This window comes from Pyrinomonas sp. (assembly GCF_040289685.1).
In the GTDB taxonomy this organism is placed as follows: domain Bacteria; phylum Acidobacteriota; class Blastocatellia; order Pyrinomonadales; family Pyrinomonadaceae; genus Pyrinomonas.
The window spans coordinates 1-23,805 of record NZ_PSLQ01000056.1 but is presented as its reverse complement, the minus strand read 5'-3'; the positions used below and the strand labels follow the sequence as shown (position 1 = coordinate 23,805).

Sequence of the window (23,805 nt, the reverse complement as noted above, 5' to 3'; positions counted from 1 at the left end):
CCGCCGCTTCGGGGCCGGTTGACGGCGGCCCACCGTCCCGAGAGACGGTATAGCGGTTGCAGGTGTTCCGGGCAGCATAGCGGTTGCAGGTGTTCCGGGCAGCGTTGATATCCACCACGTGCACATCATACCATTTGATGTTAGGAGGGAGCAATCGCCGCCTCCTCCCCATGGCTCAAGCCCGGGGCTCCCGACGGCGCGTTCTGGTGGTGTCTTCGACTGCTTCTGCATGACGGTCGGTGGACATCTTGGCGCTCCTTTCTGTATTGGAAGAAGCCTCTTCGGGTTAGGACCGAGCGGCGTGCCACTAGCGCAACCGTCGAACAAGCTCTTCTTGTCCTCTCGCATGTTACATCAAGCACGTGCTGGATGAAAGAGCGGCGTGGTGTGGGATCGGCTCAGGCACGAGCTCGATTTAAAGAGCACGGTGATTCGAATGAAAGAGAGCCGCGCCCAAGCCTTGTCATCAAAACGTGGGGTGTTCGCGCTAAGCGGCGGGCAAACGAAGACCTCCCGCCGTCCGGGACGGATGTCTTCGGCGAGAGTTGTGGTCTCGCTACCGATCGTGTTCTAATCGGCTTGAAACGGGCGGTTAAATGGGATTGAAAAAGATCAGATTTCACCTTCTCATCTGCAAGAACGATTCCTGCGTCGAGCGCGGCGGCAAAGAGGTCGCCAAAGCGCTCAGGCGCGCAGTGGATGATGCCGGCCTGCGCAAACGAGTTCTGTTGAGCAAGGTTCGTTGTTTCAAACAGTGCGGACGCGGGCCAGTGGTGGTCGTCTATCCCGATGGCGTGTGGTATGGCAGCATCTCCGCGCGCGACGCTGTGGAGATCGTCGAACGCCACTTGAAACGCGGCGAACTCGTTGCTCGCAAGGTGCTTCACCTCATGCGTGCGGAAGAGGATCCCGACTCGCGCTGCAAAGAGTCAAACGTTGGCGCGGGGAAAGAGAGGAACGACAAAGCCAAGGATGAAAAGTCGCCGTTGGCTGACTAGTTCGCCAAGAACCTGTTCCCCGTTCATTGACGGACGGAGCGTTCGACGCGCCCCACTCTAGCGTGTCCGCTAGGTTGCGAAGAACGCGCTTCCCAGTCATTGATGAGAAGGCAGAACGCGCGGCGCGGGCGATGGCTTGCTTTCCAGTCATTAACGGGGCGACGAGGTGTCGCGATGGGCTTCACTTTGATCATCGGCGATCTTCACGGCTGCTTCGACGAACTGCTCGCGTTGCTCGACGCAGCGCGTTTCGGTGCCGCCGACCGCGCCATATGCGTCGGCGATCTGGTCGTCAAAGGGCCGAAGAACCGCGAAGTGCTCGATCTTTTCATGACGGATGCGAGGTTGCAGTCCGTGATGGGCAATCACGATCTAGCGCTGGTGCAAAGCTGGCGCGGCGAACCGACGGAACTGACCGAAGAGCAGTTGATGGCCTTGCGTGAGTTGGACCGCTCGCGCTACATCGACTATTTAAGCTCTTTGCCGTTTTACTTGGACCTTGGCGAGCAACTCGTCGTTCACGCTGGCTTGCGACCCGGTCTCCCCATCGAAAAACAGAAGATAGAGGATTTGGTCTCCATGCGAACCTTGGGACCTGATCGCACGAATCGGCAGGCGACGCCATGGTACGAAGTTTACGCCGGCGACAAATTCATCTTCTTCGGACACTGGCCCGCCGCTCAGCCACGCCGCGGTCCGCGCGCTTTGGGGTTGGATACGGGCTGCGTCTATGGCGGGCTGTTGACCGGCTACATCATCGAAAGGGACGAATTAGTAGCGGTGAGCGGCGGCGCGCGCTTACGCGAAATGGGGCTTTGTTACAATGATGTAACACGCCGCGCGTAGCATCCTCGAACGATGATCTCATACGGCGAGCACCGATTTCCGGGCAAGCTCTTCGTCGTTGAAGGCACGGACGGCAGCGGCAAATCGACGCAATTATCGCTGCTCTACCAGTGGTTGAAAGCCGAAGGCTATCCGGTCTTTCTTTCCGAATGGAATTCCTCTCCGCTCGTCAAAGATACGACCAAGCGGGCAAAGAAGCGCCGACTGTTCACGCCGGCGACCTTCTCCTTGTTGCACGCGACGGATTTCGCTGACCGGACAGAGCGAGACATCATCCCGCCGCTCAAAGCCGGCGCCATGGTTCTCGCGGATCGTTACATCTACACGGCATTTGCGCGCGACGTTGCGCGCGGCTGTGACCGCGCATGGGTGCGCGACATCTACCGCTTCGCCGTCAAACCGACGGTCGCGTTCTTTTTCCGCGCGCCGCTTGAGGTCGCCATCGGGCGCATTCTTTCGGGACGTCCCGAATTGAAGTACTATGAGGCCGGCTTGGATATGAACTGGTCCGACGATCCGGAAGAGAGCTTCAAGATATTTCAAGGCAAGATCCTCGAGGAATACGATCGCATGGTCGATGAATTCGGTTTGACGGTGATCGATGCAACGCGTTCGATCGAAGAGCAGCAGATGGAAGTGCGCGAGATCGTGCGGCGACATCTCGAAGAAGGGACGGTGGTGGCCGAATGAGGCAGATGACATTTTATGGCACGCCGCTGCCCGGAGTCGAACAAGAACCTTTCAACGGCAAATTGATCGTGATCGAAGGCACGGATGGCGTCGGACGCTCGACGCAGATCGCCATCTTGCGCCAGTGGCTCGAAGCGCGCGGCCACGCTGTGCTCGATACGGGCATGACGCGCTCGGAACTGGCCGGACAAGGGATCAAAGAGGCGAAACAAGGACATACGCTCGGGCGCTTGACCATGCAGCTTTATTACGCTGCCGATTTCGCTGATCGCTTGGAAAACGAGATGCTGCCCGCGCTGCGCGCCGGATTCGTCGTCCTCACGGATCGTTATATCTTCTCGGCCATCGCTCGAGCCGTGGTGCGCGGCGTCGATCCGCAATGGATCCGCCGCATCTACGACATCGCCATCGTGCCCGACGTCGTCATCTACTTGCGGATCAATCGCGCCGAAGAGTTGGTGATGCGCCTGCTCGCTGCCGGACGCAAGTTCGACTACTGGGAATCAGGCATGGACCTGCATCTCGGCGATGATTTCTACGACAGCTTCATCGCCTACCAAACGCGCTTGCTGAGCGAGTTCGATCGCATGAGCGAGGAGTACGGGTTCCGCGTCGTGGATGCCTCGCGCTCGATTCGGCGCGTCGCCGCCGATCTTCGCCGCATCGTCGCGCACGTGATCGGCGAGGGGCGCGACCTTGCGCGCAGAGGGACGCTCATCACATGAGAATCGCGGCCATCGATGTCGGATCCAATTCGATCAAACTCATCGTCGCCGAAGCGATGACCGACGGTTCTTTCGTTCCCCTCGCGCGCGAAAAAGACGTCGTGCGGCTCGGACGCGAAACGCTCGAAAAAAGACACCTCGACGCGGATGCGACGCGACGCGCCATCGAAGCCATCGCGCGGTTCCGTGCCATCGCCGCTTCTTTGGGTGCCGAGCGCCTCATTGCCGTCGCCACGGCCTCGGTGCGCGAAGCCGACAACGCCGCGCAGTTCGTCGCTGAAGTCGAACGCCAGACAGGCGTTCATGTGGAGATCCTTTCGGGCATCGAAGAGGCCCGTTTGATCGGGTTGGCTGCCATGCAATGCGTCCCGCACGCGCGCTCGTTCATCAACATAGACATCGGAGGCGGTTCGACTGAAATCTCCTCTTTCAAAGATAGCGCGCCGACGCAGCTCTTCTCCGTCAAAATCGGAGCCGTCCGGCTCACCGAACGCTTCATCCAGCACGATCCGCCCTCGGAGGAAGAAATCAACGCGCTGCGCGATGAGATCTGGCGTGCGCTCGAACGCCCGCGCCGCGAACGCAGCGACATCATCTGGGATGCGGCGACAGGCACCTCCGGGACCATCCTCGCCATCGGCGAAGCGTTGCACGGGGAATCGCACCAAGGGGCGCGGCGTGGCGGTTTAGAGATACGGCTGCCCGATCTCGAACGGTTCAACCGGCAGCTTTCTACCATGACGCTGGAGCAGCGACGCGAGGTTGCCGACTTGAGCGTCCAACGCGCCGAAATCATCGTCGCCGGCGGTCTCATCCTCGAAGAGACCATGCGCGCCTTCGGCATTCAAAGTCTGTTGACATGCGAGTGGGCGCTACGCGAAGGCGTCATCTTGGATCGGTTGCGCGAGATGGTCGGAAGGATGCCGAACGTAGCCGATGCGCGCATGGCGGGCGTGCTCGGCGTTGCGCATCGCTTCGGCTACGAAGCCGAACACGCCGCCGCAGTCGCGCGTCTTGCCGAAGCGATCTTCGATCAACTCGCATCGCACGGCAAATTGGACCGCTCTTTGCGCCCGCTGTTGATGGCCGCCGCATTGCTGCACGACGTCGGCTACATCGTCGCGCATGAATCGCATCACAAACATTCGCTCTATCTCATCAAACACGCTGAGTTGACCGGATTCTCCGAAGAGGAGCGAAACATCATCGCCAACGTCGCGCGTTATCATCGCGGCGCCTTGCCCAAAGAGAAGCACCCTGATTATGTCGCCTTGAATGTCGAAGCGCGTGATGCGGTTTGGAAATTGGCGAGCATTCTGCGCCTCGCCGAAGCGCTCGACCGAAATCACGATGGCCGCGTGCGATCCATTCGCCTAGAGTCGACGCAGGGCCGAGCGACGCTCGTGCTCGAATGCGTCGCGGATTGTCGACGGGAAGCGGAGGAGGCCATGCGAAGGCGCGAGATGTTCGAGCAAGCCTTCGGACTGAGCCTTGACTTCAGGGTTGAATCCCCGTCTCGAAACGACCCGCTTTCCGATGGCGAGTCGGTTTGAACGTGACCGCGCTGCGAATTAATACCCGAACGTCAAGACGTAAAAACGTCCATCGAAGCGCGCGCGCTTCAACACCGAAGCCCACTCGAAACGTAAGCTCCTCAAACTGCAAAGAAGATGGACCTCTGAACGAAGCCGACGGCGCATTCAAGCGGCACAGTGCTGTGAACTCGGTGGTACTCGCTCTGTGTGTGTTCGGAGAGCTCTCTCCGAAACCATCACCCGCGTTCAAGTGGTGCCGGGGACGGGATTCGAACCCGCAAGGTCTTGCGAACCAACGGATTTTCTTACCACTACGGCTTTCGCCGCCTGCGGCGCGTGCGCAGTTTGTGGTCTGGACGATGCCTTCTCCATGCATCGCGCGCGTTCGGCCAGGCTTGCTTCGTTCGATATTGGGTCTCGCGTGCGATGTTTAGGAGGGAGCCGTCTCGTCTCTACACTTTGCCGCCCTATTCGAGTGGGGCGGCCTTAGCTCGGCGTTGCCAGCGGCCAAAATGGGCCACAGAGGGTTCGCCGACTTTGACTCCATTCACTTCCGCGGTTTCCCGGCGGAGTGCTCAAATTTTCAAGTCCGTCGCGTATGCCAATTCCGCCACCCCGGCATCCACCCTGCAATATAGCACGTTCTTGTAGCGTGGCTCAAAGGGCAGCGCATCGTGGCGCTCCTCGCGGTTGCTGCCCAGCAACTCGCGCGCTCAGGCTAAACTCATAAAATATTGATATATTTAGGTTTATAGCGTTTGCCCGGGCGCTGGGCCGTTCAGCGAGAGGGTTGGAGCAACTTTGATCCATTCGGCAACTGGACGGAAAATCTCTCTTGACAAATTTCACGATTAGACATAATCTAAATCGCGTGTTGAACGACGTTCAGATTCGACTTTGGATCGAGCAGCGGCTGCGGGAAGCTGGGCTGAAAGTGACGCCGCAGCGGTACGCCGTGCTCGACTATTTGTGGCACCACCGCACGCACCCGACCGCTGACGAGATCGAAGCGGCGGTGAACTATCGGTTTCCGTGCGCGTCGCGGGCGACCGTTTACAACACGTTGCATGCGTTGCGCGAAGCCGGATTGGTGCAGGAGATCTACGTGCGGGGCGGGGTGACGCGGTACGACATACGATTGGAGCCGCATCACCACTTCGTCTGTCGCCGATGCGGGCGTATCGAGGATGTGGCGGCAGATCACGTGCGCGTTGAAGCGGATGGGATGGAGCTGCGCGATCGCGAAATCGAGGGCTTAGAGGTCGTCGTTCACGGTTTATGCGCTGAATGTCGCCGCGAAGAAGAGGGCGGCGCTCGGTAACAGCGAAAATGAACAGCGAAAGTGAGCGAGCGGAAGCAGTCGAAGCGAGTGAGGAGAGACGAACAGATGGCACAACCGGCATCTACACTACCGTTGCGTGAGCGATCCAACGGCATGCATCAAGCGAACACGCCTGTGGACGAGAAGGAGATCTTTCACCAGCACATTCAGCGCGCCGGACTGAAGCGGACGGCGCAGCGCGATCTGATCCTCGACGTCTTTCTTGCATCGGACGATCACCTTTCGAGCGAAGACCTTTATCGTTTGGTGCAGGAGAAGGATCCGACCATTGGACAGACGACGGTCTATCGCACTTTGAAGTTAATGACCGAAGCGGGGATCGCCCGCGAAGTGCGTTTCGGCGATGGTCGGACGCGCTACGAGCGCAATTCCAAGCTTCCGCATCATCATCACATGATCTGCATCGAGTGCGGTCATACCATCGAATTCCTTTCCTCCGAGCTGGAAGCGATTCAGACCGAGATCGCCGCGCGATATCGCTTTGAGCCGACGCAGCACTCGTTGCGAATTTTCGGTTTGTGTGCCGAGTGCCGCGAACGAGCGCCCATCCATCGTGTGCCGGAGACGATGGAACCGCGCGTGCGCTTGACTTTGGCGCGCGCGCAAAAGTAGGGCCGCTTCTCAAGCGAAAGTCACGGTTGAGGCGGACGCTATCAAGCGTCCGCCTCAACCGTTTTCCCGGCCCGTTTCGCTCTTCGCAAAGCTCAGCCACCCTCTTTGGTGTCGCGGGCGTTTAGCGGGCAGCTTGAGATCGTCGTTGTGCGTCAACGGTCCATAGTTGAAAATCTAACTGTTTGAGTGTACCTTGCCCTGTAGCCTTCCCGGGAAAGAGGCCGAACAGATGAGCGTCTATTTGCGGTACGAGCCTGAGGGTTTGAGCGGAGTGGTCCCCGAAGGGACCTATCTTTGGGAAGCGACCAAGCGTTTGGGAGCGCGCCTTCGCGCCGAGTGCGGGGGACGCGGTCAATGCGACGCATGCGCGGTGATCGTCGAGATGGGAGCGGAGCTGCTCTCGCCGCCGACTGTCGCCGAAAGCGAACTCCTCAAGGCGGAACGGCTCGCTGCTGGGCAGCGCTTGGCATGCCAAACGCGCATCGAGCGGGGCGGTGAACTAGTGATAAGGGAGGTCGCCGTGGAGAGAGCCGAGCAGACGGAAGAGCCTGAAGAAGCCGAGCAGCTACGCAAGAAGTTCTTGCAGCTTCCGTTGGAGAAGAAACTCGCCATGCTCCTTGAATTGGAGGCCATCACCGCCTATCAGACTTTGAACGCACTGTCGCGCCTGCCTTCCAAAGCTGGGGAGAAGATCCTTGATTTAGTGGCGGCGCGCGGAAGAGAGCTCGACGAGCAGAAGCGACGCGCACGGCGTCCGGCGGAACACCGCAGGGGGGAGGAGGGTTCTTGAAGGTGTTCAAGGCGTTCGCTGTGGCCGCGAAGCGATTCTCAAGAAGTTGCTGACAACGAACAGATCCTTCAATGCACAAAGAGGCGAGGCGCGTCAACTGTTTTCTTCTTTCGACGGTGCTCTTTGGACATCTCCTGTTTTTGGCTTGTCCGAGCCGTCCAGCGGAGAAGCCGACGGCAAAGGATGCGGGCTCGATTTCAACTCCGAAGCGAGAGGCGAACGTCGCTTTCGACGCCGATCGAGCGTTTGCTCACGTGAGCAAGCTCGTCGCTTTCGGACCGCGTCCCGCTGGATCGGCGGAGTTGGCCAGAGCGCGCGAATACATCATCGGCGAACTGCGCTCGTATGGATTGAAGACTTGGACCGATGAGTTCACCGCGCAAACGCCGATCGGGCCGCGTCGCATGGCCAACGTCGTCGCTGAACTCGGGGGCCAATCGCGCGACGTCATCATCATCGCCAGCCACTACGACACGAAGTATTACCGGAAATTCCGCTTCGTCGGCGCCAACGACGGTGGTTCTTCGACGGGCGCGGTGCTGGAGATCGCGCGCGTGTTAGCGGCGCGTCATGAGCGCCCGCGCTTCACTTACTGGTTCGTCTTTTTCGACGGCGAGGAAGCTTTTTGCGAGGGTTGGACCGATTGTGGGACGCCCGAAAACCCGGATAACACGTATGGGAGTCGCCGTTTCGCCTCGCGTTTAGAGAAAGAAGGGGAATTGAACCGCGTGCTTGCGCTCGTGCTGTTGGATCTGGTCGGCTACAAGAACTTGGAGCTGGCGCGCGACACGATGAGCACGAGGTGGTTGGTCGATCTCATCTGGCAAACAGCGCGCGAGATGGGATACGGCAACTATTTCATCGAGCGTGAGGAAGGCATCGGCGGCGATGACCACGTGCCCTTTCTGCAAAAGGGCATCGAAGCGGTGGACATCATCCAACTGAGCACATATCCTTACTGGCATACGCCCGAAGATACGCTCGACAAGATCTCGCCGCGCAGTCTGAAAGCGGTCGGCGACGTCGTCTTGGCGAGCTTGCCGCGCATCGAACAGAGATTGCTGAACCGTCGTTTGCGGTGAGCGATGCTTTGCTGAAGAGCTCAACGGGAGGAGCAGCTATGTTGTCAGCTTCCGATGTTCTCGTGCCGGTCGATTTCTCGCCTTGCTCGATCAACGCCATTCGCGCGGCCATTGAGATCGCCAAGCCGCGCGGAGACATTACGCTGCTGCACGTCATCGACGAACACTTCATCAAAGAGGCGGTGGCCGCTGGCTTCGGCTCCACTGAAGAGATCACGACCAAGTTGCGCGAGCGTGCTGAAAACGATTTTCTCGCCGCTTTGGAGGAGATCGAAGCGGGCGAGGTGAACATCGAAAAGATGGTCGTCGTCGGCACGCCGTTCGTTGAGATACTGAAGATCGCGCGCGATCTGGACCTACCGATGATCGTCATGGGCGTGCGCGGGCGCGCGACTCCACCAGCCGAAGTCCTTTTCGGTTCAACGGCGGAAAAGGTCCTGCGGGGCGCGCGCGTGCCCGTGCTTTGCATCCCTTTTTGAAGCGTAGAAGAAGCTTCAGGGAAGGCGCATGGCTTAAAGCCGGTATAGTTTTAAGCGGCGTAAGATCTTGGCGGGTTGAGAGCGGTCACAAGATCGTGCGGAAGCCGCCCTGAGATGATGCCGTTTCTACAGTGGCCGCTGACGGCAGATGGATTGCGAAGGTGCGAAAGCGATGCGACCTCTTTGGCGAGCGTTGTGGATGGTGATTCTCTCTACGGCGATCGTTGCGCAAGATGCAACGACGCCTCGCGCTCCGGCGACTAGCGCGGAGCCGACCGCGCTGAAGATGCATGGCGTCGAGGTGGTGGACCCGTATCTGTGGCTTGAGGATGGAGCGTCTGAGCGCGTGCGACGGTGGACCGAGGAGCAGAACGCTTGGACGCGCGCTCACCTAGAGCGCGTCCCGGGACGCGACAAGATCAAGGCGCGCCTGAGCGAGCTGCTCGCCATTGGGACGATCGGCGCGCCTGTGCCGCGCAAAGGGCGCCTGTTCTACGTGCGTCGCGAGGGGCGGCAAAATCAGGCCGTTCTGTACGTGCGCGATGGGTTGCGCGGAAAAGAGCGCGTGCTGGTCGATCCGAATCTCCTTGCCGCCGACGGCACGGTGGCACTCGATTGGTGGTACCCATCACCGGATGGCAAGCTGCTCGCATATGGCCTTTCGCAAAGCGGCGACGAACGTTCCACGCTCTACGTCCTTGATGTCGAGATGGGGCGCAAGCTCGCGGATGTGATCCCGCACACGCGCGCCGCTTCGGTCGCCTGGTTGCCTGATGGATCAGGTTTCTTCTACACGAGATTCCCGGTACCCGGCAGCGTGCCTCGAGGAGAAGAGAACTATCACCGGCGAGTCTTCTTCCACCGACTTGGGACCGATCCGCGAAACGACGAAGAGGTCTACCGGCGCGAGGAGCGGCCTTCGGAGTGGCCCAGCGTCGAAATCTCCCGCGATGGTCGGTGGTTGCTCGTTTCGGTCGGGCGCGGGTGGGCGGCCAACGATCTTTACATTCGCGATTTGAGCCGACGCGAGGCGAAGTTCGTTCCGGTTGCTGAGGGGCGCGACGCCATCTTCGATGGCGCGGTGGTCGATGGCAAGCTCTACATTCGGACGACCGAGGGTGCCGCGCGCGGGCGCATCTTCGTGACCGAGGCGGCGAATCCGACGCGCGAGAACTGGCGTGAGATCGTGCCCGAATCATCAACGACGATTGAAAGCTTCGCGATCATCGGCGGACGGCTGTTCATCAACGGTTTGGAACGCGCGACTTCGCGCCTGACCGTACGTGCGCTCGATGGGCAGTTGATCGATGAGGTGAAACTCCCAACGCTCGGTTCGATCAGCGGCCTTTTCGGCGAAGAGGACGGCACGGAGGCGTTCTTCGGTTTTTCGTCCTTTGCCTTTCCGCCGGCCGTTTTCCGCTACGATCTTCAGCGGCGACAGACCGATGAGTGGGAGAGGGTGGCTGCTGCCGGCGTCGACCCGCGATCCATCGAAGTCAGACAAATCTTCTACCCATCCAAAGATGGAACGCGCGTTTCGATGTTTCTGGTCCACCGACGCGATGTCGGGTTCGATGGCGATCGCCCGACGCTGCTGTACGGCTACGGTGGTTTCAACGTCTCGCTCACGCCCGCATTCAATCGCGGACTCTATTTGTGGTTGGAGCGTGGCGGCGTTTATGCGGTGGCGAACTTGCGCGGTGGCGGTGAATACGGAGAAGAGTGGCATCGCGCCGGCATGCTCGACCGCAAGCAGAACGTCTTCGATGACTTCATCGCCGCAGCCGAATATTTGGTGCGTGAAAAAGTCACCAACCCGAAGCGTTTGGCCATCCAAGGTGGCTCCAACGGCGGGCTGCTGGTGGCAGCGGCTTTGACGCAACGGCCCGAGCTGTTCCGCGCCGTCGTTTGTCAAGTGCCGTTGACCGACATGCTCCGTTACCATCGCTTCCTGATCGCCAAGTTGTGGATTCCTGAATACGGCTCGGCTGACGACCCGCAACAGTTCGAGTTCCTTTACGCCTATTCGCCTTATCATCGTGTGCGCAAGGGGACGAAATATCCGGCGGTGTTGATCACAACGGCTGAGTCCGATACGCGCGTCGATCCACTGCATGCGCGTAAGTTCGCTGCTGCGCTGCAAGCGGCCAACGCTTCGAGCAACCCTGTACTGCTGCGCACGGAGACCAAGGCTGGACACGGCGCTGGTAAACCGCTCGCCAAACAGATCGAAGAGGCGACCGATGTGTGGAGCTTTCTGTTTTGGCAGCTCGGCGTTGCGCCGTAGTGACAAGAAGGGGGCGCCTCTGGCGTCGCCGACGCTTGTGAGCGCGTCTGGCGTAGCGCGGGTGAGATAAGGTGATGGTTAGGCCGTTCCCTAAGGGGAGAGGTCTCCAGAGGGGAAGGCTTGAACTAGAAGGGTGCGAAGGAGCATTGAGCGTGGCGAAATCTTCGCGCCAATCGAGATAGCACTTGAACTAGAGGGCGTAAACGTTTCGTGCGGACGATGAGCGTTGCGTGGGTTTTACGGCGAAGGTCCGGGCTGAGGAAGCGCCAAGGCATAGCAGGGCAGTGCTTGCATGCGCTACCTCCTTTTCGGAGGATGAAAATTCGAGCTAGAAGGCCCGCGCGCGATCATGCGCGGGGCGGTTCGTGTTGGAGGAAGGAGCAGAAGTGAAGAGGATTGCCGTCATTCCCGGAGACGGAATCGGGCCGGAAGTGATTGCCCAGGCGGTTGAGGTTTTACACCGTGTAGAACAGGCGCATGGGGTCCGACTCGAACTGGTCCATTTCGATTGGGGCGCGGACCGTTTCTTACGCGAAGGCGTCGCGCTTCCCGATGGCGCGCTTCAGATGCTTGAGCGCGACTTCGATGCGATTCTCGCCGGCGCTTTCGGTGACCCGCGCGTCCCCTCTAACGAACACGCTGAACAGATACTGCTCGGCATGCGGCGCGGACTAGACTTGTACATCAACCTGCGTCCGGTGCGCCTGCTGCACGAACGTCTGACGCCGCTCAAAGGGCGAACCGAAGCTGAGATCGATTTCGTCGTCTTTCGCGAGAACACCGAAGGCGCTTACTGCGGCGCAGGCGGTTTCCTGAAACGCGGGACGCCCGAAGAGATCGCCACACAGGAGGAGATCAACACGCGCCGCGGCGTCGAACGCATCGTGGCCGCCGCCTTTGAACACGCGCGGCGACATGGGCGGCAGCGCGTGACCATGGCCGACAAATCGAACGTCCAACGTTTCGGCGGCGACCTGTGGCAGCGCGTCTTTCGGGAAGTCGCCGCGCGCTACGAAGAGATCGAAGCTGAGCATCAGTATGTGGATGCGATGGCGATGTTCATGGTGCTCGATCCGGGGCGCTACGACGTGGTGGTGACGAACAATCTGTTCGGCGACATCCTAACCGATCTCGGCGCTGGAATAGTCGGCGGATTGGGCGTTGCTGCTTCGGGCAACATCCATCCGGGGCGCGTTTCGCTGTTCGAACCTGTGCACGGCAGCGCGCCGCCGCTCGCTGGCAAGGGCGTGGCCAATCCGATTGGAGCTATCCTCACCGCAGCGATGATGCTAGAATATCTGGGATTCGATCGCGCGGCGCGCGAGATCGAACGGGCGGTGCGCGAGCAGATTGCCGCCGGCGAAACGACGCGCGATCTGGGCGGTTCTCTCTCGACGGCGGAAGCGGGGCGAGCGATCTGTCGGCGCATTGTCGGACGGTGAGAGAGCAGCAAGTGATGGCTTGGGTTGCGCATCTGCCGCCCTCATCTTCGAGGAAAGCGCCTTATGAACGACAAGGGGAGAGATTCAGCGCAAAGGTTTCTCGCCATCATCGTCATCATCGCGATGATGATGACGATGAGCATCCCTGCACCGGTGGTCGTCTTTTTCGCCATTGTCATCTATTTCGTCTGGCGCGCCGTCGAACGTTCGGAGCAGCAACAGATCGAAGGTATCTTCCACTTCTATGTGTTGGCCAACGAAATCTTGCGCGACGAAGATCGCCGCTGGTTCGGTTACGAAATCGCCGAAGTGATTGAGCGGGGCGAGGAGATTTTGCGCCTGATGAGAGATCCACCGCCGCTCGTCTACTTTGCGCTCGGCGCGCTTTATAAGAAGGCGGGCAATGCGAGCGCCGCCGCCGATCACCTCTCCGTGGTTCTCGAAAGCGATCTCGGCAACGAAAATAAGATCACCGTTCCGTCGCCGGAGTTGCGCTACTACGTGAAGATGCTCCGGCGGCTTGAGCGCGATCCGGCTGAAAAGCCGCAGTTGATGGCAGCCGTAAGGAGCTTGGAGCGGATGAGGCAAGCGCGCGCCGCACGTTTGCTCGCCGAAGCGCGCGAGCAATTGCAACGGCAGCCTGCCGCAACGCTCAGCTCGCAGCAACCGCGGGCGTTGCTTGAAGAGGCCAAGGCGGCTCATATCGTCGAAGAGGAGGACAGTGGCGCGCGGCTCGGCGAGCAGAAAGAGGCGCGGCGAAAAAGAGGAGAGGAGCCAGCGGCGCCGCCCCCCATCACGCAATTGCTGCGCGAGATGTACGATGAAGAAGAGCCGCCGAGGCGAAGTCAAACGTGAACTGCGGCGACGGTTTTTAGGTTGCGTTCACCTCGGCGACGCCGTTCAGTTTGCCGTAGGTGAGGGCTAGGTCCCGTCCGTTTTTCGGGCAGCAAAACTTTCGCGTTCACGATCGATGTTGACCGCTGAGATCATCGCCATCGGTTCGGAACTTCTCACGCCCGAGCGCGTTGACACCAACAGTTTGTGGCTCACCGAAAGGCTCAATCGGCTCGGCATCGAGGTCAAACTCAAAACCGTAGTCGGCGATGATGACGCGCGGCTTGAGGAAGCAGTGCGCGATGCGCTCAAACGCTCGCGCATCATCATCACCACGGGCGGATTAGGCCCGACAGAAGACGATATCACGCGCAAAACAGTTGCGCGCGCTCTGGGGCGGCGTCTGCTGCTCGACGATCGCGTTCTGCAAACGATACGCGAGCGTTTCATCGCTATGGGGAGGGCGATGCCGGAGATCAACGCGCGACAAGCGATGATCATCGAGGGTGCGGAAGCCTTGCCCAATCCGCACGGCACGGCCCCGGGTCTTTACCTCGAACACGACGGACGCGCCGTCGTCTTGCTGCCCGGACCACCGCGCGAAATGCGACCGATGTTTGAAGATCACGTCGCGCCGAAGCTCGAGGCGAAAGCTGGCGGCGTGCGCGTCGTGCGGCGCATCCTGCGCGTCGTTGGGATGGGTGAATCGGCCGTGGACGAGCGAATCGCGCCGGTCTACACGCAGTACAAAAATCCGACGACCACCATCCTCTTCAACCGCGCCGAAGTCGAGATCCACCTGACGGCGCGCGCCGCGAGCGAACAGGAGGCGGAACTGCTGCTCGATGGTCTCGCTGGTCAGATCGAAGAGCGTTTGGGCGATGCCATCTTCGCCTTTCGCGGCGAGACCATGGAAGAGGTGGTCGGGCTGCGACTGGCCGTCGGCGGATACACGGTGGCCGTCGCCGAAAGTTGTACGGGCGGTTTGATCGCGCAGCGGCTCACAGAGGTGCCCGGCTCTTCGGCCTATTTCCTCGAGGGCGTGGTCGCCTACTCGAACGAAGCGAAGAGGCGCACGCTCGGCGTCCCGCAAGAATTGATCGAGCGACACGGAGCCGTCAGCGCGCCCGTAGCCGAAGCGATGGCCGAAGGCGTACGTCGTTTGACCGAGGCCGATTTCGGCTTGGCCGTGACCGGCATCGCTGGTCCAACGGGCGGCACAGCGGAAAAACCCGTCGGGTTGGTCTTCATCGCGCTCGCCGACGACGCGCACGTCGAGCACAAGCGTTTGTTGCTGCCCGGTGACAGACATCTGATTCGTTGGCGCGCTTCGCAAGCGGCGCTCGATCTGCTGCGTCGAAGATTAATTTGATGAACATCACGGGCGCAATGACGTGACGTTGGGCGCCCTCTGCTTGGAGAAAGTCGCATGTAAACGGGTTCACCGAAGGTCAGGTTTTTAATCAAGGATCTGCGTGTAGATGAATCCACCGAAGATCGCGGCGATCCCAAGCAGTTCACCGGCGATCAGCAGGTACATGCCCCACGTGGTGATGAAGTTCCGCTCGCCGAATTGGTTGGTGATGGAGTTGCGCCATCCGAGTTGCACGTAGCGGGCGATGGCCGCCGCAAAGTAGAAAAGCGGAAGTGCGGCGAGGACGATCTGCCACCGAGACGGGAACGGGCTGTATTCAAGCAGCTTTGCCAGCACCAACGCCGCGAAGCTGTAAAGAAACGAAGCGCGATGTGCTATATCGACATAGACCGGTGCCAAATGGTCGCCGCTCATCATCATCCATCGGTATTTCCAAACGCCTGTCAATAACCCGATGAGAAGGAAGAGTCCCGACGCGAAAAGACACAGTTTGATGGCTGGAGTCAGCATACGTCGTCGCGGTTCAATGCGGACGGACATTCTATGTTAGTTCCTGCTTCGAACACAAGCTCAACGTGTCTTTACCATGGGAAGCTCTTTTCAGCAGCGACGAAGAGCACCTGCGTTTTCGAAGGCCGTGCTCTTGGAGGTTCCCGGTATCTGGGTCATTTATTCGTCGCAACGCTTATGTGTCCAGCGTTTCGTGATAAGATGAACCGGTCGTTCAACTGAATGAAACCGCTGTTGCTCATGCTCGTCGCCTATTGGCTCGGCTCGATCCCGTTCGGCTACTTGATCGTGAAGCTTGTGCGCGGCGATGACGTGCGTCGAACGGGATCTGGCGGAACCGGCGCGACCAACGTCACGCGCCGCGCGGGCAAGCTCGCCGGTCTCATCACGTTGTTTCTCGACGCGGCCAAAGGCGCTGCTGCCGTGTTGCTTGCTCGTCGCTTGGGTGGTGCCGACGCCTGGGTTGCGGTGGCGGGCGTAACTGCCATTTTCGGGCACATCTTCCCAGTATGGCTTGGATTTCGCGGCGGCAAGGGCGTGGCCACTGGGTTGGGAGTTTTCGTTGCATTGACGCCCGTCGCCGTTCTTCTGTTGGCGCCGATTTTCCTCGCCGTCGTCTTGACCACGCGTTACGTGTCGCTCGGCTCGATCACCTCTGCTGCCGCGCTGCCATTTGTCGTTTGGTGGTTGAAGCCGAATGATGGGCCTTTGATCGCGTGTGCGTTGGCGAGCAGCGCGCTCGTCATCTGGGCGCATCGCTCCAACATCGGACGTTTGATCGCTGGTACCGAGTCGAGATTCGGCGCGCGTGAAACGAGGCGCTGAACGGACTTCATGAACTTTCGGCGAGAGCGCGAACGACTCGTCTGTCGAACGCGCGTCTTGGTTTGCGGAAAGATCTGGTTCGGCATCACGTTTTGATCTTCAAACTGTCGTCGTGTCGCATCTTTTCGTCGAGACGGGAAGGTCGAGTTTCGTTTATGCAGGTCGCCATCATCGGAGCAGGCAGTTGGGGAACAGCGCTCGGCATCATGGCTGCGCGCAAAGGGCACGACGTGCGTTTATGGGCGCGGCGGACGGAAGTTGCCCAGAGGATCGAAGCCGAACGCGAAAATGCGCTCTACCTGCCGGGCCATCAACTGCCCCGACGTCTTCGCGCCACGGACGATCTCGAAGAGGCGCTGCGAGACGCTGAGATGGTGATTTACGCTTCGCCCTCACATGCGGCGCGGGATTTTGCGCGCGCAGCGCGTCGGTGGCTAGTTCCGGGCGCGGTGCTCGTCAGCGCTGCCAAGGGAATCGAAGGCGGAACGGGTGCCCGCGTTTCGGATGTTTTCGCCGCAGAGTTAGAGGAGCGCGCCGCGCGTGTAGTAGCGCTTTCAGGGCCGTCTTTCGCCCGCGAAGTGGTCGCCGGACATCCGACGGCGATTGTGGCTGCCGGTCGGTCGCTCGACGAGGCGCGGCGCGTGCAGTGGGCGTTGAGTTACGAGAACTTGCGCATCTACGCCAACGACGACTTGACGGGCACGGAGATGGGCGGGGCGGTCAAAAACGTCATCGCGCTCGCTGCTGGGATGGTCGTCGGACTCGGTTTGGGGGCGAATAGTCTGGCCGCGTTGATCACGCGCGGTTTGGCGGAGATGACGCGTTTGGCAGTGGCTGCGGGCGCGCGCCTTGAAAGCATGCTGGGTTTGGCTGGGGTGGGAGATCTAGTTTTGACCTGCACGAGCGAACAGTCGCGCAATCGGCGCGTCGGACGGGAGTTGGGGCGCGGGCGACGACTCGAAGAGGTTCTCAGCGAAATGCACGAAGTGGTCGAGGGAGTGCGAACGACGCCTGCCGTTCGATTATTGGCCGCGCGTTGCGGCGTACGCATGCCGATCACTGACGCCGTGCATGCCGTACTCTACGAAGGATGTGAAGCTCAGCGAGCAGTGGCTGAACTGATGGCTAGACCGCTGCGCGACGAGTTCGATTGATCGTCATTGGACTCGCTCTCGGGAAAAGAGCTAAACTTAGCGTCCCGATCCTCATCGGGACGCGGAGCGACAAATGGCAGAAGAAGAGCGGGTCATCGTAACGAATCGGGCCGCATTGCACGACTATCAGATCCTCGATCGCTACGAAGCGGGAATCGCTTTGACCGGCACTGAAGTCAAGAGCATACGCAACGGCCAGATTCAGCTTCGGGATTCCTACGTCGCTGTGCGCGACGGCGAAGCGTGGTTGATGAACGCGCACATTTCGCCTTACGCGCACGGCAACCGGCTCAATCACGAGCCATTGCGCACGCGCAAACTGCTCCTTCATCGCCACGAGATAGAGCGTTTGGCGAAAGCATCCAGCGTGCGCGGCATGACGCTCGTTCCAACGCGCGTCTATTTGAAGAACGGGCGCGTCAAGCTCGAAATCGGCGTGGCGCGTGGCAAAAAGATGCACGACAAGCGCGAAGCCGAAATGCGTCGTACCATCGAACGCGAAACTCGCGCGCAACTCAAACAACGTAGTGGCAAAGTCGAATAGAAAGGAAGTCATGCATGGAGATAGAAGTCAGCTCAGGGCGGTACAAGGAAGCAGCAGTGGAGGCTTTGGCGGTCCTCGTCTTCAAAGACGAGCGAGTCGAAGAGGGCTTTTTGCGGGAGTTGAATGATGCCGCGGGCGGCATCCTCGCCGAGGTCGTCGGCACGGACGAGTTCAAGGGCAAGGAGGGCGAGACCCTCTACCTTCACTTGGCGCCAGGCAGTCAACTGACCGCGCGTCGTTTGCTGCTGGTCGGCGTCGGCGAAAAGCAGGATTATCGCCCGTCAACCCTCTCGCAATGGGCTGGCACGGCCGTGCGTGCGCTTCGCAGTCGAGGGGCGAAATCTGTCGGCCTTGTGCCGCGCGCTGCCGAGATCGGTCCGGAACAGGCAGCCGCTTCAGCCATTGAGGGGGCGATCATCGGTCTATTCGAGACGGACAAGTACCGCACGGTTGACAAAGATGAACGGCGCATCGAGCGCCTTCTCGTCATTGAAGATGGCGACGAAGCGGCATTGCGACGCGGGGCCGAGCGCGGGCGCATCATCGGCGAAGCGGTCAACCTCGCGCGCGACTTGGCCAACGAACCGAGCGTCTTCATGACGCCGACCATTCTCGCCGAGCGTGCTAAACAGGTCGCCGAAGAGCGCGGCTTGGAGTTCGACGCGCTCGATCCGGCGCGCATGGAGCGGGAGGGGATGGGCGCTTTGCTCGCTGTTGCGCGCGGGTCAGAGGAGCCAGCGCGCCTGATTGTGCTTCGCTACACGCCCAAAGGGGGAAAGAAGGGCGACGGTCTGCTTGCGCTGGTCGGCAAGGGCGTGACTTTCGACACCGGCGGCATCTCGATCAAGCCGAGCGAAGGCATGGACCAGATGAAATACGACATGTCAGGCGGGGCGGCAGTGATCGCTGCCATGCGGGCGATCGCGCAACTCGATATCTCGATCCCCGTGCTCGGCCTCGTCCCGGCGGTGGAGAACATGCCTTCAGGACGCGCATACAAGCCGGGCGATGTGCTCCGTTCGATGTCCGGCAAGACGATCGAAGTGCTCAACACCGATGCCGAAGGACGTTTGATCCTAGCCGATGCTATCGCTTACGCGAAGAAGCTCGGTGCCACCCGCGTCGTCGATGCGGCGACGTTGACCGGTGCCGTGTCAATCGCGCTCGGCGATGTCAACGCGGCGGTGCTCGGCACGGATCAACAACTGATCGATGAGATCATCGAGGCGGGACGCGAGGTCGGCGAAAAGTTCTGGCAGTTGCCGCTCGACAAAGAATACTCCAAGCAGATCAAGTCCGACATCGCCGACATCAAAAACATCGGCGGACGTAAAGCTGGAACGATCACGGCGGCGGCTTTCATCAAGGAGTTCACCGAAGGGTTGCAGTGGGCGCATCTGGACATCGCGGGCACGGCTTGGGCCGATGAGGCTAAGCCTTATCGCGCCAAGGGGCCGACCGGACTGCCCGTGCGCACTTTCATCCGGTTGGTCGAAAAAGAAGCCGCCAAGCAATAGAGCGCTTTTGAAGGTATAGAAGATTAGCGCGAGTCGGTCGCTCGAGGTCGGCTCGCGTCTGTTCAAAAAGAGGGATTTTTCACCGCGTTCGATCAGCGCGTTCGACGCAGTTGGTCAGAACCCCCTTTGGTTAAAACAGCTCGCCGGGACGACGCGTTCATGCGCGATCCGAGCAAATCAACCACAAAGCACCGACCCGCCGTTGACGTTCAGTATCTCGCCCGTGATGTGGCGCGCCCAGTCGGAGGCGAGAAAGACGATCGCTGTGGCGATGTCGTCCGGTTGCGCGACGCGACGCAGCGGAATCGTGTCGACGACGCGCTGCTTGTAAACTGGGTCGGCAAAGACGCCCTGACACATGTCGGTATCAACCCAGCCCGGAGCGACGCAGTTGACGCGAATATCGGGCGCTAGTTCGACGGCCAGCGATTTCGTGAAACTGATCTGCCCGCCCTTGGAGGCGGCGTAGTTCGAGTATCCGGCTTCGCCGCGTTGCCCGGCCGTCGAGCTGACGATGACGATCGAACCCGAACGCGCCCGCTTCATGTACGGCACGACGGCACGGCACACGGTCCACGTCCCCTTGAGGTTGATGTCGAGCACGCGATCCCAAAGTTCTTCGCTCATCTCTTCGACCAGTGCGCCTTCCCATACGCCAGCGTTGGCGACGAGGATATCAACGCCGCCGAACTTTTCAGCTGCGCGGCGGATCAGCTCGCTCGCTTCCTCAACGTCGGTGACGTCAGCGCGCACGGCGACCGCTTCGCTGCCGCGCGCGCCACAAGCGCGCACAACCTCTTGCGCCGCCTCCTGATTGCCGGCGAAATTGATCACGACGTTGGCGCCTGCTTCGGCCAAGCGCTGCGCCGTTGCGCGTCCGATGCCGCGCGAACCGCCTGTGACGATCGCCGTCTTCCCGCGCAGCAGTTCGCGTGGGAAAGGGATGATTCTGGCCTCTCGATTCATCTTCGATTCCCTTGAGGCTTCGATCTTACCACGACATTGAGGCTTTTTTCGATGATCGGCCTCGTTTCATCTTTTCTCGACAAAGTCGGCGTCAGCTTCGTCCGGCGTGCGATTCGAGGTCCGCTGAACGGCGAGCGCTCGTTGGCGATGTCGGAAGCGGTCGAATCGGCGTCGCTTTCGCCCCTCTCTACTCGGCAACGATCGAGAGCGGCAGGCCGCATCGGTCGGGAAGCCAACGCTGAAGCCTTCGTGCCCAGCTCGCTCGTCGAGAAGCAGAGCGAGCCATTCTATCGGGAAGCCCACCGCCGAAGCCTTCGCGCTTTTGGGAAGCGGTCGAAATTGACATCGATCCCTCCGATGTGGTTAAACTTTAAAGACTTCCAGCGAGACGCGAAAACACGGTGAAGAGTCGAAACCGCAGCGTGACCACGTTCGGATCGCGAGCAGCCATCCTTTTGCTCGTGCTCACCGTCTACGCTTTTCTCGCCAATGCAACGCACTACCATTGGTCGCGAAATGCAGTTTCGCGCGCGAACGTCGCCGACGAGCGTCGGCCCTGTCCCGCACCCGATCAAACAGGTGGCGCACATTGCGCGCTTTGTCAACTGCAACGCGATTTTCTACATGATCCGGGCTGCGCCCCTGCCGTGGCGCTTTACGTGCCACCTCGTTTGAAAACCCTCGTCGCAAGCGATGCGGCACGTCTTTCCGGTCCTCGGCTGCTTGCACCCTCGAATCGCGCTCCTCCGCAAGTTTGAACCCAACGAGCGGTGGGATTTCAAGCCGACGCTTCCAACGCACTGGCTTGGTGTGTGCGAAAGCGTCGATAAAGAGGCGCATCTTTCGAGACCATTAACCGAGGAGCGATCATCATGTTGAGGAGAAGAGCAATCATCGGAACGATCTTGTCGTTCATCTTTTTATGCGGCTTTTCAGCCATGGCTCAGAACACGGGCGTCTTACGCGGCACGGTGACCTTGGAGCAGAACGGGCAGCCGCTCCATAACGCCCAAGTTACGGTCGTGCAGTTGCGGCGCACGGTCAACACCGACGAGGGAGGGCAGTACCAATTCGAGCGCGTGCCGCCGGGCACCTACCGCGTCGTCGTGCATGCCGCTGGTTTTCCGGATGCAGTTGCCACCGTCAATGTCGCCAGCGGCGAGACGGCCACGCTCGACTTTCAGATGAAACTCTCGCCATTGCGCGAAGAGGTTACGGTGACGGCTGCCGGTCAAGAACAACTGGCTTTTGAAGCTTACCAGTCCGTTGAGACGATTAGCTCCATCGAGCTAGCGCAACGCAGCCACACTTCCATCGGCGAGGTGCTGGAAAATGAACCGGGCGTCGCCAAGCGCAGCTTCGGTCCAGGGTCGGCACGCCCCGTGATTCGCGGCTTCGATGGCGATCGCGTGCTGGTCCTGCAAGACGGCTTGAACGTCGGCTCGCTCGGTTCGCAATCGGGCGATCACGGCGAGCCGTTGGATGTGCTCAATCTGGATCGCGTCGAGATCGTGCGCGGTCCGGCAACGCTGCTCTACGGTTCGAATGCGATTGGCGGCGTCGTCAATGCCATCAGCAATCACTTCGACGCACCCGATCGCCCGCAAGAAGGGCTGCGCGGTTACTTGACGAGCAGCGTCGGCAGCGCCAACGCGCTGGGCGGCGGTGGCGGCGGCATCGAGTACGGTGTCGGCAACTTCCTGTTTTGGGGCAACGCGAGCGGCCAGCGTACCGGCGATTACAGCACGCCGCTCGGCAAAGTGCCCAACTCGAAGACGCGCTATGGCAACGGTGGCGGTGGTCTGGGTTACTACGCTGATCGCGGCTTCTTCGCCTTCGGGTACAACTATGATCGCCGACGTTACGGCGTGCCCTTTGCTGGGCAGATCGAAAGCGGCGGAGCAGAGAACGCCCCCATTGATCTTTCGATGCGACGGCATAACGCGCGCTTAAGCGGCGGGTTACGCGATCTAGACGCTTTCATCACCGGCCTGCGCTTTTCGCTCGATTACGCCGATTACCAGCACAAAGAACTCGAAGGCGATGTGGTCGGAACGACCTTCAACAACAAGCAATATGCCTATCGTGGACTCTTCGATCAAAAAAAGGTCGGGCGGTGGTCTGGCAGTTTCGGGTTTTCGGGTCTGCACCGCGATTACGAAACCATCGGCGCTGAAACGTTGGCTCCGCCCGTACGACAAAACGTCTTCGCCGCGTTCACGCTCCAGCAGATAGATTTCGAACGCTTCGGCTTTCAGTTCGGCGGGCGCATCGAGAACACGCGCTACCGTCCAACGGGCGCGCCTGACCGTTCGTTTACCGGATTTTCGGGCGCTGCTGGCATGCGCTTTAATCTCGCCGAAGGGTGGACGTTTGTCGCCAACTACACGCACTCTTACCGCGCCCCGGCGCTGGAGGAGCTGTACAACAACGGACCGCACATCGGGACGCTGACTTTCGAGGTCGGCAATCCCAACTTGCGCCGCGAACTCGGCAACGGACTGGACCTCTCCTTGCGCCACTCGTCGCGTCGCGTGCGCGCCGAAGCGAACTTCTTCTACTATCGCATCAAGGATTTCGTCTTTCTCGCGCCGACCGGTGAGATCGAAGACGGATTGCCCGTCGCAAATTACTCGCAGGCCAAAAGCCGGTATTCAGGAGCGGAACTCAAGGCTGAGATCGGTTTGGTGCCGGACCGGCTCTTTCTCGATCTCGGTTTCGATACGGTCAAAGCGCGCATCATTTCCACCGATACCCCGCTGCCGCGCATCCCGCCAACGCGCGGTCGCGTCGGACTCGATTTCCGCTTCAACGGGTTGAGCGTTCGTCCCGAGGTCGTGCTCGCCGATCGGCAAAACGACATCTTTCCGCTTGAGACGCCAACGGCAGGATACGCGGTCTTCAACCTGCTCGCTTCCTACACCATTCCGCGCCAGCACTATTTGCACGTGTTCGGCGTGGAGGCGTTCAACTTGGGCGATCGGCTCTATCGCAACCACGTTTCGTTCATCAAGGACCTCGCGCCCGAAATCGGACGTGGCGTCCGCTTCAACTATACGCTACGCTTCTTCTGAAACTTTCAAAGGGTGGACGAACGCTCCTTGTTCGTTCACCCCGCTCGCTTCCCTCGGCGCACCCTGAACGACAAGGACCGACCTGCATGCCAGCGATGGGCAAGTGACGTCCTCCCCTCAATATGAGGGGCATCCCCAAAGGAATGGACGCGAGAGCACGCGTCGCGCGCGCTTCGGT

21 protein-coding genes are annotated in these 23,805 nt (G+C 60.2%); 19 read left to right on the top strand and 2 right to left on the bottom strand.

Features of this window, described 5'->3' with window-relative positions:
* The first annotated feature begins 596 nt into the window (after positions 1-596).
* From C4334_RS11600 to C4334_RS11535, 14 genes are all read left to right on the top strand, one after another.
* On the top strand, positions 597-998 hold the full coding sequence (locus C4334_RS11600) for a (2Fe-2S) ferredoxin domain-containing protein (protein ID WP_352432252.1): 402 nt from the start codon (positions 597-599) through the stop codon (positions 996-998).
* Between the two features lie 174 nt (positions 999-1,172).
* Positions 1,173-1,844: a metallophosphoesterase gene (locus tag C4334_RS11595; protein ID WP_352432251.1), complete on the top strand. Its 672-nt coding sequence runs from the start codon at positions 1,173-1,175 to the stop codon at positions 1,842-1,844.
* A gap of 12 nt (positions 1,845-1,856) precedes the next feature.
* Positions 1,857-2,534, top strand: coding sequence for a dTMP kinase (locus tag C4334_RS11590; RefSeq protein WP_352432250.1), 678 nt, complete (start codon positions 1,857-1,859; stop codon positions 2,532-2,534).
* A 5-nt stretch (positions 2,535-2,539) separates the two neighbouring features.
* On the top strand, positions 2,540-3,259 hold the full coding sequence (locus C4334_RS11585) for a dTMP kinase (protein WP_352432249.1): 720 nt from the start codon (positions 2,540-2,542) through the stop codon (positions 3,257-3,259).
* On the top strand, positions 3,256-4,812 hold the full coding sequence (locus C4334_RS11580) for a Ppx/GppA phosphatase family protein (RefSeq protein ID WP_352432248.1): 1,557 nt from the start codon (positions 3,256-3,258) through the stop codon (positions 4,810-4,812). Before C4334_RS11585 ends, C4334_RS11580 begins: the two co-directional genes overlap by 4 nt.
* An 817-nt stretch (positions 4,813-5,629) precedes the next feature.
* Positions 5,630-6,115: a Fur family transcriptional regulator gene (locus C4334_RS11575; protein WP_352432247.1), complete on the top strand. Its 486-nt coding sequence runs from the start codon at positions 5,630-5,632 to the stop codon at positions 6,113-6,115.
* Positions 6,116-6,181: 66 nt separating this feature from the next.
* Positions 6,182-6,748, top strand: coding sequence for a Fur family transcriptional regulator (locus tag C4334_RS11570; RefSeq protein WP_352432246.1), 567 nt, complete (start codon positions 6,182-6,184; stop codon positions 6,746-6,748).
* A 229-nt stretch (positions 6,749-6,977) separates the two neighbouring features.
* The gene (locus tag C4334_RS11565) at positions 6,978-7,538 is read left to right on the top strand and encodes a 2Fe-2S iron-sulfur cluster-binding protein (RefSeq protein WP_352432245.1); all 561 of its coding nucleotides are present in this window, start codon (positions 6,978-6,980) and stop codon (positions 7,536-7,538) included.
* A 254-nt stretch (positions 7,539-7,792) separates the two neighbouring features.
* Complete coding sequence (locus C4334_RS11560; RefSeq protein ID WP_352432244.1) at positions 7,793-8,620, top strand: M28 family metallopeptidase; 828 nt, start codon at positions 7,793-7,795, stop codon at positions 8,618-8,620.
* A 38-nt stretch (positions 8,621-8,658) separates the two neighbouring features.
* Positions 8,659-9,099, top strand: a complete 441-nt coding sequence (locus C4334_RS11555) for a universal stress protein (RefSeq protein ID WP_352432243.1) — start codon at positions 8,659-8,661, stop codon at positions 9,097-9,099.
* A gap of 199 nt (positions 9,100-9,298) precedes the next feature.
* Complete coding sequence (locus tag C4334_RS11550; protein ID WP_352432242.1) at positions 9,299-11,386, top strand: prolyl oligopeptidase family serine peptidase; 2,088 nt, start codon at positions 9,299-9,301, stop codon at positions 11,384-11,386.
* Between the two features lie 386 nt (positions 11,387-11,772).
* Positions 11,773-12,828 carry a 3-isopropylmalate dehydrogenase gene (locus C4334_RS11545; protein ID WP_352432241.1) on the top strand — a complete coding sequence of 352 codons (1,056 nt, stop codon included), beginning with the start codon at positions 11,773-11,775 and terminating at the stop codon, positions 12,826-12,828.
* 63 nt (positions 12,829-12,891) lie between these two features.
* Positions 12,892-13,683, top strand: a complete 792-nt coding sequence (locus C4334_RS11540) for a hypothetical protein (protein ID WP_352432240.1) — start codon at positions 12,892-12,894, stop codon at positions 13,681-13,683.
* A gap of 115 nt (positions 13,684-13,798) precedes the next feature.
* A complete protein-coding gene (locus C4334_RS11535; protein ID WP_352432239.1) occupies positions 13,799-15,034 on the top strand; it encodes a competence/damage-inducible protein A in 1,236 nt (411 codons plus the stop codon).
* An 87-nt stretch (positions 15,035-15,121) separates the two neighbouring features.
* Here the strand turns inward: C4334_RS11535 and C4334_RS11530 are convergent, their stop codons facing one another.
* Positions 15,122-15,577 (bottom strand): hypothetical protein, encoded by a 456-nt coding sequence (locus tag C4334_RS11530; protein WP_352432238.1) that lies wholly within the window; start codon positions 15,575-15,577, stop codon positions 15,122-15,124.
* A gap of 192 nt (positions 15,578-15,769) precedes the next feature.
* On the opposite strand from C4334_RS11530, the gene plsY reads away from it, so the two are divergent.
* The 4 genes from plsY (at position 15,770) to C4334_RS11510 (ending at position 19,587) form a co-directional block, all read left to right on the top strand.
* Positions 15,770-16,372, top strand: a complete 603-nt coding sequence (gene plsY / locus C4334_RS11525) for a glycerol-3-phosphate 1-O-acyltransferase PlsY (RefSeq protein ID WP_352432237.1) — start codon at positions 15,770-15,772, stop codon at positions 16,370-16,372.
* Between the two features lie 155 nt (positions 16,373-16,527).
* Entirely contained in the window at positions 16,528-17,526 is a 999-nt protein-coding gene (locus C4334_RS11520) for an NAD(P)H-dependent glycerol-3-phosphate dehydrogenase (protein WP_352432236.1), read from the top strand.
* 73 nt (positions 17,527-17,599) lie between these two features.
* A complete protein-coding gene (gene smpB / locus C4334_RS11515) occupies positions 17,600-18,070 on the top strand; it encodes an SsrA-binding protein SmpB (RefSeq protein WP_352432235.1) in 471 nt (156 codons plus the stop codon).
* Positions 18,071-18,084: 14 nt separating this feature from the next.
* Entirely contained in the window at positions 18,085-19,587 is a 1,503-nt protein-coding gene (locus C4334_RS11510; RefSeq protein WP_352432234.1) for a leucyl aminopeptidase, read from the top strand.
* A gap of 177 nt (positions 19,588-19,764) precedes the next feature.
* Here C4334_RS11510 and C4334_RS11505 read toward each other — a convergent pair whose 3' ends face one another.
* Positions 19,765-20,553, bottom strand: a complete 789-nt coding sequence (locus tag C4334_RS11505) for an SDR family NAD(P)-dependent oxidoreductase (protein WP_352432233.1) — start codon at positions 20,551-20,553, stop codon at positions 19,765-19,767.
* A gap of 872 nt (positions 20,554-21,425) precedes the next feature.
* On the opposite strand from C4334_RS11505, the gene C4334_RS11500 reads away from it, so the two are divergent.
* The gene (locus C4334_RS11500) at positions 21,426-23,627 is read left to right on the top strand and encodes a TonB-dependent receptor (protein WP_352432232.1); all 2,202 of its coding nucleotides are present in this window, start codon (positions 21,426-21,428) and stop codon (positions 23,625-23,627) included.
* The last annotated feature ends 178 nt before the right edge of the window (positions 23,628-23,805 follow it).

Bases quoted from the DNA above. Each gene is read 5' to 3' on its own strand.
- C4334_RS11535 (WP_352432239.1), top strand. From the start codon at position 13,799: ATGTTGACCGCTGAGATCATCGCCATCGGTTCGGAACTTCTCACGCCC.
- C4334_RS11565 (WP_352432245.1), top strand. From the start codon at position 6,978: ATGAGCGTCTATTTGCGGTACGAGCCTGAGGGTTTGAGCGGAGTGGTC.
- C4334_RS11540 (WP_352432240.1), top strand. From the start codon at position 12,892: ATGAACGACAAGGGGAGAGATTCAGCGCAAAGGTTTCTCGCCATCATC.
- C4334_RS11530 (WP_352432238.1), bottom strand. From the start codon at position 15,577: ATGTCCGTCCGCATTGAACCGCGACGACGTATGCTGACTCCAGCCATC.
- C4334_RS11505 (WP_352432233.1), bottom strand. From the start codon at position 20,553: ATGAATCGAGAGGCCAGAATCATCCCTTTCCCACGCGAACTGCTGCGC.
- C4334_RS11585 (WP_352432249.1), top strand. From the start codon at position 2,540: ATGACATTTTATGGCACGCCGCTGCCCGGAGTCGAACAAGAACCTTTC.
- C4334_RS11595 (WP_352432251.1), top strand. From the start codon at position 1,173: ATGGGCTTCACTTTGATCATCGGCGATCTTCACGGCTGCTTCGACGAA.
- C4334_RS11590 (WP_352432250.1), top strand. From the start codon at position 1,857: ATGATCTCATACGGCGAGCACCGATTTCCGGGCAAGCTCTTCGTCGTT.
- smpB (WP_352432235.1), top strand. From the start codon at position 17,600: ATGGCAGAAGAAGAGCGGGTCATCGTAACGAATCGGGCCGCATTGCAC.
- C4334_RS11600 (WP_352432252.1), top strand. From the start codon at position 597: ATGGGATTGAAAAAGATCAGATTTCACCTTCTCATCTGCAAGAACGAT.
- C4334_RS11580 (WP_352432248.1), top strand. From the start codon at position 3,256: ATGAGAATCGCGGCCATCGATGTCGGATCCAATTCGATCAAACTCATC.
- C4334_RS11550 (WP_352432242.1), top strand. From the start codon at position 9,299: ATGGTGATTCTCTCTACGGCGATCGTTGCGCAAGATGCAACGACGCCT.
- C4334_RS11570 (WP_352432246.1), top strand. From the start codon at position 6,182: ATGGCACAACCGGCATCTACACTACCGTTGCGTGAGCGATCCAACGGC.
- C4334_RS11500 (WP_352432232.1), top strand. From the start codon at position 21,426: ATGTTGAGGAGAAGAGCAATCATCGGAACGATCTTGTCGTTCATCTTT.
- C4334_RS11510 (WP_352432234.1), top strand. From the start codon at position 18,085: ATGGAGATAGAAGTCAGCTCAGGGCGGTACAAGGAAGCAGCAGTGGAG.
- C4334_RS11555 (WP_352432243.1), top strand. From the start codon at position 8,659: ATGTTGTCAGCTTCCGATGTTCTCGTGCCGGTCGATTTCTCGCCTTGC.
- C4334_RS11520 (WP_352432236.1), top strand. From the start codon at position 16,528: ATGCAGGTCGCCATCATCGGAGCAGGCAGTTGGGGAACAGCGCTCGGC.
- plsY (WP_352432237.1), top strand. From the start codon at position 15,770: ATGAAACCGCTGTTGCTCATGCTCGTCGCCTATTGGCTCGGCTCGATC.